General features: G+C 42.7%; 5 protein-coding genes, 1 tRNA gene and 4 rRNA genes. 8 read left to right on the top strand and 2 right to left on the bottom strand.

Translation table 11 applies throughout. The features are described 5' to 3' along the window. The first annotated feature begins 78 nt into the window (after positions 1-78). The 6 genes from rrf (EL101_RS12060) to EL101_RS12035 all read left to right on the top strand — a co-directional run bounded on the left by rrf (EL101_RS12060) (position 79) and on the right by EL101_RS12035 (position 7,896). Positions 79-193: ribosomal RNA gene (gene rrf / locus EL101_RS12060) — 5S ribosomal RNA — on the top strand. Positions 194-436: 243 nt separating this feature from the next. Continuing rightward, positions 437-1,988 (top strand): 16S ribosomal RNA (locus EL101_RS12055). A gap of 105 nt (positions 1,989-2,093) precedes the next feature. Further along, positions 2,094-2,170: transfer RNA gene (locus tag EL101_RS12050), tRNA-Ile, on the top strand. Between the two features lie 449 nt (positions 2,171-2,619). Continuing rightward, a 23S ribosomal RNA gene (locus EL101_RS12045) occupies positions 2,620-5,541 on the top strand. Between the two features lie 80 nt (positions 5,542-5,621). After that, positions 5,622-5,736 (top strand): 5S ribosomal RNA (rrf, locus tag EL101_RS12040). The 16S, 23S and 5S rRNA genes sit together here with 1 tRNA gene alongside, the layout of an rRNA operon. Before the next feature lie 306 nt (positions 5,737-6,042). After that, positions 6,043-7,896: an FUSC family protein gene (locus EL101_RS12035; protein ID WP_241971467.1), complete on the top strand. Its 1,854-nt coding sequence runs from the start codon at positions 6,043-6,045 to the stop codon at positions 7,894-7,896. A 72-nt stretch (positions 7,897-7,968) separates the two neighbouring features. Here EL101_RS12035 and pdxR read toward each other — a convergent pair whose 3' ends face one another. Beyond that, entirely contained in the window at positions 7,969-9,378 is a 1,410-nt protein-coding gene (pdxR, locus tag EL101_RS12030; RefSeq protein WP_096597826.1) for a MocR-like pyridoxine biosynthesis transcription factor PdxR, read from the bottom strand. Between the two features lie 110 nt (positions 9,379-9,488). Here pdxR and pdxS point away from each other — a divergent pair, with 110 nt between their 5' ends. Together pdxS and pdxT are read left to right on the top strand one after the other, a co-directional pair. Next, positions 9,489-10,376: a pyridoxal 5'-phosphate synthase lyase subunit PdxS gene (gene pdxS / locus EL101_RS12025; protein ID WP_096597824.1), complete on the top strand. Its 888-nt coding sequence runs from the start codon at positions 9,489-9,491 to the stop codon at positions 10,374-10,376. Position 10,377: 1 nt separating this feature from the next. Continuing rightward, on the top strand, positions 10,378-10,935 hold the full coding sequence (gene pdxT, locus EL101_RS12020) for a pyridoxal 5'-phosphate synthase glutaminase subunit PdxT (protein WP_096597822.1): 558 nt from the start codon (positions 10,378-10,380) through the stop codon (positions 10,933-10,935). Between the two features lie 145 nt (positions 10,936-11,080). Here pdxT and EL101_RS12015 read toward each other — a convergent pair whose 3' ends face one another. After that, complete coding sequence (locus EL101_RS12015) at positions 11,081-11,839, bottom strand: trypsin-like serine peptidase (protein WP_096597820.1); 759 nt, start codon at positions 11,837-11,839, stop codon at positions 11,081-11,083. Positions 11,840-12,099 lie beyond the last annotated feature (260 nt).

The raw sequence follows: 12,099 nt of genomic DNA, 5'->3' as shown, positions 1-12,099 counted from the left end.
TAATTGTTCATAAGGTAATGCTTGTGATAAATATACTTACTATCTAGTTTTGAATGTATAACATTCATCATATTTTTGTTTGGTGACTATGGCAAAGAGGTCACACCTGTTCCCATGCCGAACACAGAAGTTAAGCTCTTTAGCGCCGATGGTAGTCGGACTTACGTTCCGCGAGAGTAGGACGTTGCCAAGCAAAACTTTTATCATGGCCAGTTGGTCATTTTTTCTTGGAAAAATTAGAAAAAACAATAAAAGTTGTTGACTTTTTAACAAGAGCACTGTATAATTATCTCTTGTCGAGTCAAAAAGAAATGACATGAACATTGAAAACTGAATGACAATATGTCAACGTTAATTCCGATAATTTGAGTACTTCAAAAGTACTTTCAAGAGTGATTGACTTAAACAATCAACGAGCTACATCAAGCTTACTTCTTTTATGGAGAGTTTGATCCTGGCTCAGGATGAACGCTGGCGGCGTGCCTAATACATGCAAGTCGAGCGAACAGATAAGGAGCTTGCTCCTTTGACGTTAGCGGCGGACGGGTGAGTAACACGTGGGTAACCTACCTATAAGACTGGAATAACTCCGGGAAACCGGGGCTAATGCCGGATAACATGTTGAACCGCATGGTTCTACAGTGAAAGACGGTCTTGCTGTCACTTATAGATGGACCCGCGCCGTATTAGCTAGTTGGTGGGGTAACGGCCTACCAAGGCGACGATACGTAGCCGACCTGAGAGGGTGATCGGCCACACTGGAACTGAGACACGGTCCAGACTCCTACGGGAGGCAGCAGTAGGGAATCTTCCGCAATGGGCGAAAGCCTGACGGAGCAACGCCGCGTGAGTGATGAAGGTCTTCGGATCGTAAAGCTCTGTTGTTAGGGAAGAACAAATGTGTAAGTAACTGTGCACATCTTGACGGTACCTAACCAGAAAGCCACGGCTAACTACGTGCCAGCAGCCGCGGTAATACGTAGGTGGCAAGCGTTATCCGGAATTATTGGGCGTAAAGCGCGCGTAGGCGGTTTTTTAAGTCTGATGTGAAAGCCCACGGCTCAACCGTGGAGGGTCATTGGAAACTGGAAAACTTGAGTGCAGAAGAGGAAAGTGGAATTCCATGTGTAGCGGTGAAATGCGCAGAGATATGGAGGAACACCAGTGGCGAAGGCGGCTTTCTGGTCTGCAACTGACGCTGATGTGCGAAAGCGTGGGGATCAAACAGGATTAGATACCCTGGTAGTCCACGCCGTAAACGATGAGTGCTAAGTGTTAGGGGGTTTCCGCCCCTTAGTGCTGCAGCTAACGCATTAAGCACTCCGCCTGGGGAGTACGGTCGCAAGACTGAAACTCAAAGGAATTGACGGGGACCCGCACAAGCGGTGGAGCATGTGGTTTAATTCGAAGCAACGCGAAGAACCTTACCAAATCTTGACATCCTTTGACAACTCTAGAGATAGAGCTTTCCTCTTCGGAGGACAAAGTGACAGGTGGTGCATGGTTGTCGTCAGCTCGTGTCGTGAGATGTTGGGTTAAGTCCCGCAACGAGCGCAACCCTTGAACTTAGTTGCCATCATTAAGTTGGGCACTCTAAGTTGACTGCCGGTGACAAACCGGAGGAAGGTGGGGATGACGTCAAATCATCATGCCCCTTATGATTTGGGCTACACACGTGCTACAATGGACAATACAAAGGGCAGCGAAACCGCGAGGTCAAGCAAATCCCATAAAGTTGTTCTCAGTTCGGATTGTAGTCTGCAACTCGACTACATGAAGCTGGAATCGCTAGTAATCGTAGATCAGCATGCTACGGTGAATACGTTCCCGGGTCTTGTACACACCGCCCGTCACACCACGAGAGTTTGTAACACCCGAAGCCGGTGGAGTAACCATTTTGGAGCTAGCCGTCGAAGGTGGGACAAATGATTGGGGTGAAGTCGTAACAAGGTAGCCGTATCGGAAGGTGCGGCTGGATCACCTCCTTTCTAAGGATAATATACGGAATATCACCATTAGGTGATAAGCGGATTAACGTGACATATTGTATTCAGTTTTGAATGCTCATTCATTTGAGGATTCAAAATTCAAATGGGCCTATAGCTCAGCTGGTTAGAGCGCACGCCTGATAAGCGTGAGGTCGGTGGTTCGAGTCCACTTAGGCCCACCATTTGAAATTGTACATTGAAAACTAGATAAGTAAGTATAGATTTTACCAAGCAAAACCGAGTGACAAGCGTTTAAAAGCTTGAAACAAAAAATTATCGCTAGTCGTCAAATGACGACTCACATAATTAATAACTGGTGATTTTGGACAAGATTGTATTTCGGTAGACAGACATGATGTTTTGAAAACGTTTGTCAGTCTATGAATCGCAAGCATGAGCGAAGGCGCTTACTACGCGTAAGTAACTGAGTGAATGTGAAGTGATGAAGCCGAATGCGAACGTTTGCCAAAATATTATTGTGATAGGTGACGTATTTATGGATTGACCAAACGTTGATGAAAGCGTTTGTCAGTCAACGCATTTCTTGATGCGCGCAGTGAAGTTTACTTTCCGTAAATGAACAAGCGAAGAAAGAAATAAGGCAGAATGCGAACGCTTATCATAACGTTTAGATTAAGTTATTAAGGGCGCACGGTGGATGCCTTGGCACTAGAAGCCGATGAAGGACGTTACTAACGACGATATGCTTTGGGGAGCTGTAAGTAAGCTTTGATCCAGAGATTTCCGAATGGGGAAACCCAGCACGAGTTATGTCGTGTTATCTGCATGTGAATACATAGCATGCAAGAAGGCAGACCCGGAGAACTGAAACATCTTAGTACCCGGAGGAAGAGAAAGAAAAATCGATTCCCTGAGTAGCGGCGAGCGAAACGGGAAGAGCCCAAACCAATAAGCTTGCTTATTGGGGTTGTAGGACACTCTGTACGGAGTTACAAAAGAATTTGTTAGACGAATAACCTGGAAAGGTTAATCATAGAAGGTAATAATCCTGTAGTCGAAAACAAATTCTCTCTTGAGTGGATCCTGAGTACGACGGAGCACGTGAAATTCCGTCGGAATCTGGGAGGACCATCTCCTAAGGCTAAATACTCTCTAGTGACCGATAGTGAACCAGTACCGTGAGGGAAAGGTGAAAAGTACCCCGGAAGGGGAGTGAAAGAGAACTTGAAACCGTGTGCTTACAAGTAGTCAGAGCCCGTTAATGGGTGATGGCGTGCCTTTTGTAGAATGAACCGGCGAGTTACGATCTGATGCAAGGTTAAGCAGAAAATGTGGAGCCGTAGCGAAAGCGAGTCTGAATAGGGCGAATGAGTATTTGGTCGTAGACCCGAAACCAGGTGATCTACCCTTGGTCAGGTTGAAGTTCAGGTAACACTGAATGGAGGACCGAACCGACTTACGTTGAAAAGTGAGCGGATGAACTGAGGGTAGCGGAGAAATTCCAATCGAACTTGGAGATAGCTGGTTCTCTCCGAAATAGCTTTAGGGCTAGCCTCAAGTGATGATTATTGGAGGTAGAGCACTGTTTGGACGAGGGGCCCCTCTCGGGTTACCGAATTCAGACAAACTCCGAATGCCAAATAATTTAACTTGGGAGTCAGAATGTGGGTGATAAGGTCCATATTCGAAAGGGAAACAGCCCAGACCACCAGCTAAGGTCCCAAAATATATGTTAAGTGGAAAAGGATGTGGCGTTGCCCAGACAACTAGGATGTTGGCTTAGAAGCAGCCATCATTTAAAGAGTGCGTAATAGCTCACTAGTCGAGTGACACTGCGCCGAAAATGTACCGGGGCTAAACATATTACCGAAGCTGTGGATTGTCCTTTGGACAATGGTAGGAGAGCGTTCTAAGGGCGTTGAAGCATGATCGCAAGGACATGTGGAGCGCTTAGAAGTGAGAATGCCGGTGTGAGTAGCGAAAGACGGGTGAGAATCCCGTCCACCGATTGACTAAGGTTTCCAGAGGAAGGCTCGTCCGCTCTGGGTTAGTCGGGTCCTAAGCTGAGGCCGACAGGCGTAGGCGATGGATAACAGGTTGATATTCCTGTACCACCATTATTCGTTTTAAGCGATGGGGGGACGCAGTAGGATAGGCGAAGCGTGCTGTTGGAGTGCACGTCCAAGCAGTGAGATTGAGTGTTAGGCAAATCCGGCACTCTTAAGATTGAGCTGTGATGGGGAGAGGAACTTGTTCCTCGAGTCGTTGATTTCACACTGCCGAGAAAAGCCTCTAGCTAGAATAACGGTGCCCGTACCGCAAACCGACACAGGTAGTCAAGATGAGAATTCTAAGGTGAGCGAGCGAACTCTCGTTAAGGAACTCGGCAAAATGACCCCGTAACTTCGGGAGAAGGGGTGCTCTTTGGGGTTCACGCTCTGAAGAGCCGCAGTGAATAGGCCCAAGCGACTGTTTATCAAAAACACAGGTCTCTGCTAAACCGTAAGGTGACGTATAGGGGCTGACGCCTGCCCGGTGCTGGAAGGTTAAGAGGAGTGGTTAGCGCAAGCGAAGCTACGAATCGAAGCCCCAGTAAACGGCGGCCGTAACTATAACGGTCCTAAGGTAGCGAAATTCCTTGTCGGGTAAGTTCCGACCCGCACGAAAGGCGTAACGATTTGGGCACTGTCTCAACGAGAGACTCGGTGAAATCATAGTACCGGTGAAGATGCCGGTTACCCGCGACAGGACGGAAAGACCCCGTGGAGCTTTACTGTAGCCTGATATTGAAATTCGGTACAGTTTGTACAGGATAGGTAGGAGCCTTAGAAGCGTGAGCGCTAGCTTACGTGGAGGCATTGGTGGGATACTACCCTAATTGTATTGGATTTCTAACCCGCAGCACTTATCGTGCTGGGAGACAGTGTCAGGCGGGCAGTTTGACTGGGGCGGTCGCCTCCTAAAGAGTAACGGAGGCGCTCAAAGGTTCCCTCAGAATGGTTGGAAATCATTCATAGAGTGTAAAGGCATAAGGGAGCTTGACTGCGAGACCTACAAGTCGAGCAGGGTCGAAAGACGGACTTAGTGATCCGGTGGTTCCGCATGGAAGGGCCATCGCTCAACGGATAAAAGCTACCCCGGGGATAACAGGCTTATCTCCCCCAAGAGTTCACATCGACGGGGAGGTTTGGCACCTCGATGTCGGCTCATCGCATCCTGGGGCTGTAGTCGGTCCCAAGGGTTGGGCTGTTCGCCCATTAAAGCGGTACGCGAGCTGGGTTCAGAACGTCGTGAGACAGTTCGGTCCCTATCCGTCGTGGGCGTAGGAAATTTGAGAGGAGCTGTCCTTAGTACGAGAGGACCGGGATGGACATACCTCTGGTGTACCAGTTGTCGTGCCAACGGCATAGCTGGGTAGCTATGTATGGACGGGATAAGTGCTGAAAGCATCTAAGCATGAAGCCCCCCTCGAGATGAGATTTCCCAACTTCGGTTATAAGATCCCTCAAAGATGATGAGGTGAATAGGTTCGAGGTGGAAGCGTAGCGATACGTGGAGCTGACGAATACTAATCGATCGAAGACTTAATCAAAATAATTGTTCATAAGGTAATGCTTGTGATAAATATACTTACTATCTAGTTTTGAATGTATAACATTCATCATATTTTTGTTTGGTGACTATGGCAAAGAGGTCACACCTGTTCCCATGCCGAACACAGAAGTTAAGCTCTTTAGCGCCGATGGTAGTCGGACTTACGTTCCGCGAGAGTAGGACGTTGCCAAGCAGAATTTTAACGCATAGGATGCGATGAGCCGATAGAGACTGTAAAGTCTCTTTTTTTTGTCTTGATTTTGATTTGGAATTTTGTGATGGTGCCAACGCTGATTTGACTTCTACCTGATATGCAATTAGATGTCGATAGACCATCCCCCTCTTTAATAAAGCAGATGTTATAATGATGTCGAATAAATTGAACGGATTAAAGATTATAGAAATTAAGGTGATGTTCATGTTTAAGTATTTTAAAAGCTTATTTGAGTTAGATCAACGAAAAATCGATCTTCATCGAGGTTTGAGGCAGTTTGTTCTGATGCTGATTCCACTCTTATATGGCTTAATATTTAATGATTTTGCGAATGCTTTACTTGCAACAATCGGAACGTTTGCAAACATATATGTTTTTAAAGGAACTGCAATATCGCGTTTAAGATCTGTGACTTTTGCATCCATCGCATTAGTTTTAACGATGATGTTTGGGACTTTAACTGCGGGTCACACACTCCTATTTGGAATTTGTTTACTGATTGTAGCAGTCGTACCACACTATATTTTTGTTACTTTAAATATTCCTGGTCCTTCATCAACGTTCTTTATTATTGCATTCAGTTTATCGAGTGTAATGCCTATCGATCCTAGTGCATTTTTACATAGAGGTCTCGTTGTTGCAGTAGGGGGATTATTCGCAATTTTGTTTGTCTTTATTGATATTAAAGTAAGGCCTGTTCGACCTGAATATACTGCTGTTGTTCAATCCTTTAAAAGTGTACAAAAAATGGTTGAATCTTATAATGAGCAAGCGAAATTTAGTGATATGGCGAAAGATACAGTTCAAATTTTGATGGCGACTTCTGAAATATTAAAGACCTCACATTCTAAAGTTATTAAAAGATCAAGTGATGCGCAACGCTTAATGTTGTTGCATCGTATTGCAGAAGGTATTTACTCTGAATTATTAGAGTTGAATGCGAAAGGTCAGCGTCCCATTCCGGCGATAATTGTGGAAATGGCGAGTTATGTGACTGGACGTGTGCATGATTTTGCTGCGCCCTCGGAAGTATGGAAAAAGCCGGTTCATGTTGCACCTGAATTTGAAAATTTAGTAAATGCAATGTATAAGGTTGATGAAGTGATTGGTATGCCCCGTGAGCAAGTTGAAAAGCAAATGATTATGCAATCTCCACAGTATTGGAAAAGATTACGTTATCACTTAACACCTGAATCGATGAACTTTATATCTACAGCGAAGTATACTTTAATTTTAGGTGTTTCAATTTTTGTTGCGCTTATTTTTGATTTTGAGCGTGCCTATTGGATTCCCCTAAGTGCGCATACCGTGTTAATAGGGGGCACAACTGTGGCAAATATTGAACGTGCTGGTGCAAGATGGATTGGTACGACGGTTGGGGTGACCATTGCGGCATTGTTTTTATTATTTGACCCTAATATTGTGATGGTGGTTGCCGTTTTGTGTTTGAGTGGTGCGGTTACAGAGATGATTATCGGCGCAAACTATGCATTAGCAATGATTGCCATTTCAATGCAAGTGATTTTATTGGGCGGACTTGCACAAGGGAATTTGTCTGCTGTTATTGCGATGACACGAGTGATGGATACAACAATTGGTATTGTGATTACGATTGCTGGTGTGATGTTGATTGGGAGTCGCCTTGCTTCTAAACGTTTGCCAGAAATTATGGCTGAAGTGATGCGTATTGAAGCACAAATATTCCATTGCTTATTTTCGGAAACGCGTTATGATATCCAAGCATTTAAACATCATGATCGTTTGCGACTCAAAATCAATATCGAAAATATGGAAGCGATGTATCGTTTTGCTTATGGAGAGTTGACATCTAATAAAAAAAGAATACAATATTTTTATCCAGCTATGTTTATCCTCGAACAAATGAACTTTAAATTATTGCAGGCCATTGAAGACCCGAAACGTCCTTCGATTGATGGGACAGCGATAGCTCAATACTTATTGGCCTTTGAAAATGTGGCAAAACTTTTTGAGCGAGGACAAAGGGCAAAACAGATGATTGATTTGCCTGAGATGGCACGATATGCCCAATTAAGACGCTCACTCATGCAACTGCAAGAAATAGCGCTGTATGACTATCAATATGTGAAAAATCCCAACTTATTACGTGATAATGATTAACGTCTGGTGAAAATATAGACAATAAAAGCATGCTGAGTGTATGAGATTTTGAATAACACTCAGCATGCTTTTTTATGAGGTTATCTCATGTTGAAAGCACGCAATTAATTGTTGGACATGCGCTTCAATTTCAGATTCATGAATACCACCAAAGCCGACCACAAATTGAGGTTGTACTTGTTGGGTTTCATAAAGATAGTGAGACAGCGGTATCATATTAATGTCATAGTGTTTTAGCTGTTTGATGCATTGTGCCTCGCTCCATCCATTTTTAATTGTAAGAATAAAATGCATTCCCGTTTTTTCTCCTGATATATCAAAAAGTGCTGGATGTTGTTTGAGTGGTTGTAAAATCCTATCTCGCTTATGACGATAAATTTTTCTCATACGATTTAGGTGACGTTCGAATTGATTGGTTTCCATAAACTGAGACACGATATATTGTGTATGTCGAGGTACCGTGCCACCTTCAATATTTTCGATTGTTTGATAATGTTGGATTAAGGACTCAGGTAGTACAGCATAAGCAACTCGAATTGTTGGAGAAATTGATTTTGAAAATGTACTCACATAAATGACACTACCCGTTTGGTCTAAACTTTGAAGTGCTGGAATAGGTTTTCCTTCATAACGAAATTCTGAATCATAGTCGTCTTCAATAATAAAGCGTTGAGGGTCTGCACTAGCCCATTTCAGTAAACGCATTCGCTTTTTGAGGCTCATGGTGACACCTGTTGGAAATTGATGACTCGGCGTAATGTAAACGATGTGTTGTGACGCATTTTCAATCGTATTCATTGCAATCCCATCTTTTTCAACGGGCACAAAACGATAAGGAATGTGTTTACGTTTTAATACTTGATGAACTTGAGGGTAAATAGGGTCTTCTAGCATCATCTCTTTTTGTCCTGGAAGTAAGTCTGTAATGATAGACAATAACTGTTCTGTAGACGAAGCGACAATCACTTGTTCGGGCGTGGATTGTACACCGCGACTATGGAATAGATAACGACTGATTTGTGCACGTAAAGCATCATCTCCTTGCTTATGCCCTGGTTCAACGAGATGAAATTGTAATTCTTCAAACGCTTCTTTCGCATATTTTCGAAATTGATCGAAAGGAAAGTGTGCTTGATCTATCATGCCTAAGTTAAACGCATAAGCGGGTTCGGGCGTTATGTTTTGCTGTGAATGAAATGCGGCTAGCGGTGCCTTGTTAGTCAATGGCAGTGTTTCGATGTCACTCACAAAGAAACCAGACTTGGGTTGACTGTAAATATAACCCTCATCCACGAGTTGTGCGTAGGCATTTTCCACTGTGGTTTGACTGACTGACAAATATTGACTCAGCTGACGTTTAGAAGGCAATTTTTCTCCTTCATGCATACGTCCGTTGATAATACTTTGTTTAATATTATCGTAAAGTTGAATATAAATCGGCTGATCTGCGCGTTGATTAATGTCAAACATCAGCATTTCCATCTCACACCCTCCAATCTGACCCCTTAATATTTTGTAATTCTGACACTTTAAGCGGTTCAGATAATAGTATAAGCTACTTGTGTAAATAATAAAAGGGGGTTTCATCACCTATGTCTAAACAAGTCGGATCAGAACGTGTTAAACGAGGAATGGCAGAAATGCAAAAAGGCGGCGTCATTATGGACGTTGTGAATGCAGAACAAGCGAAAATTGCGGAAGAAGCAGGTGCGGTTGCAGTCATGGCACTTGAACGTGTCCCATCTGATATTCGTGCAGCAGGTGGCGTGGCGCGTGCATGTAATCCATCTATTGTAGAAGAAGTGATGAATGCTGTATCTATTCCGGTCATGGCGAAATGTCGTATCGGTCATATTACAGAAGCGCGTGTATTAGAAGCCATGGGTGTGGACTATATCGATGAGTCTGAAGTATTAACACCTGCAGATGAAGTGTTCCATTTGAAAAAAGATGAATATACAGTGCCATTCGTTTGTGGCTGCCGTAACTTAGGTGAAGCAGCGCGTCGTATCGGTGAAGGTGCTGCGATGTTACGTACGAAAGGTGAACCAGGTACAGGGAATATCGTAGAAGCTGTACGTCATATGCGCCAAGTGAATCAAGAAGTGAAACGTATCACTGTGATGAGCGATGACGAATTGATGACAGAAGCGAAAAACTTAGGTGCGCCATATGAAATCTTAAAAGACATTAAAAAACATGGTCGTTTACCAGTCGTGAACTTTGCGGCAGGCGGCGTGGCAACACCTCAAGATGCGGCATTAATGATGGAATTAGGTGCTGACGGTGTATTCGTAGGTTCAGGTATTTTCAAATCTGAAGACCCAGAAACATTTGCTGAAGCGATTGTACAAGCGACGACACATTACCAAGACTATAAATTAATTGGTGAGTTAGCGAAAAAATTAGGTACAGCAATGAAAGGTATCGATATTAATCAACTTTCATTAGAAGAACGTATGCAAGAGCGTGGTTGGTAAGATGAAAATCGGTGTATTAGCTTTGCAAGGTGCGGTACGTGAACATATCCGTCATATTGAACTTGCGGGTCATGAAGGTATCGCAATTAAAAAAGTTGAACAATTAGAAGAAATCGATGGCTTAATTATTCCTGGTGGTGAATCGACAACTTTACGCCGTCTCATGAATCTTTACGGTTTTAAAGAGGCGTTACGTGCATCAGAATTACCTATGTTTGGTACGTGTGCAGGCTTAATTGTCCTTGCGAAAGATATCGTAGGGGAAGAAGGCTATCTACAAAAGTTAGATATTACAGTAGAGCGTAATTCATTTGGGCGCCAAGTGGATAGTTTCGAGTCTGAACTACACATTAAAGGCATTGACCAACCGATTGAAGGTGTCTTTATTCGTGCCCCACATATTCAATCAACAGAATCAGCCGTTGATGTATTAGGGACAATTGATGACAAAATCATCGCTGTACAGCAAGGTCGCTATTTAGGCGTATCGTTCCACCCAGAATTAACAGATGATTATCGCATGACACAATATTTTATTGAGCATGTGATGCAGCAGTAGGAATAAATAAAAAAGTAGGCTAGGACTTTCAAAATGGTCCTAGCCTTTACTGTTGTAATACGATATGGGGTGTATAAAGAATTGGATAAATCCCCCAATTACGTTTTCATACAAACATGGTGAGGTGTCACTTTAGATTACGGATTTATTGAATAGGATTTTCTAAAATATCTTTTTTACCTTTGTACCACCGAGCAATATCTTTCGTTATGGGTTCCAAGATTGCATTTTTATCGTCATCTCCTCCTTTGACCAATATACCAACCAATTGGTCATTATCTTCTAAAAATACAGAGGAGCCGGATTGACCACCGTATGCAGGTAAGTTTGTTTTAATAAAATCACTATTCGCGAAAGTGATTTCTCCTGTGAATCTATATTGTTTATGAGCGTGGTAGTTATATGGATATCCATATGAATATACCTTTTTACCTATCATACCTTTTAGTTCTTCATCTGTGAAACCTTGAAGTTTTATTTCAGTTTGTGCGAAATCTCTTTGATAATGAATATAGTCCTTACTTTTTTCGCTATCTGGACCATATACAAAAGCGACATCTTTGTTTTCATATGGATTAAAAAGTGTTATGGACATTGATCCAAAAGGTGTTAATAGTCCTGATTCAGCGGGGTAAACGGTACCTACAGAACCTTCTTCAAACCCATTACCACAATGTGCAGCAGTAATTCCAAAATTAGAAGTCAACATTGTAGTGGTACACGGCAGACCTTTTGGACCTTGGAAGATTGCTGTTCTCTTTGCGAGCGGGTCATTTTGAATATCTTCAATCATGCTTTTCGTTCCTTCTTCTACGCCCAAAACATTCGTAGCATTAGTACCCGTCATGCCGATAGTTGTTAAAAGTAAAAATGTTGAACTGAATTTTAAAAATGATTTTTTCATTGATGTCTTCCTTTTCTGTGATTTATTTGTATTAAACCAGTCCGTTAATTCTGTATGCATTGATGATGTCATTTAAATAAAGCTAAAATCCTCATTTGTTGCATATTTGATAAAAATATTTTTAGAATGATTTACTAAAAATTAAAATATCATTGTCACTTGTTTAAATTATATAATGCATGTAGTGATTAATCTACTAAAATTTAAAATATAAATTATATTATTGTCGGATTAGTGAAAGAGTCTCTAGTCCGAGTTTT

The organism is Staphylococcus delphini (genome assembly GCF_900636325.1).
Taxonomy (GTDB): domain Bacteria; phylum Bacillota; class Bacilli; order Staphylococcales; family Staphylococcaceae; genus Staphylococcus; species Staphylococcus delphini.
Note: the sequence above shows the minus strand (reverse complement) of the source record. Positions and strands in the feature narration are given on the sequence as shown.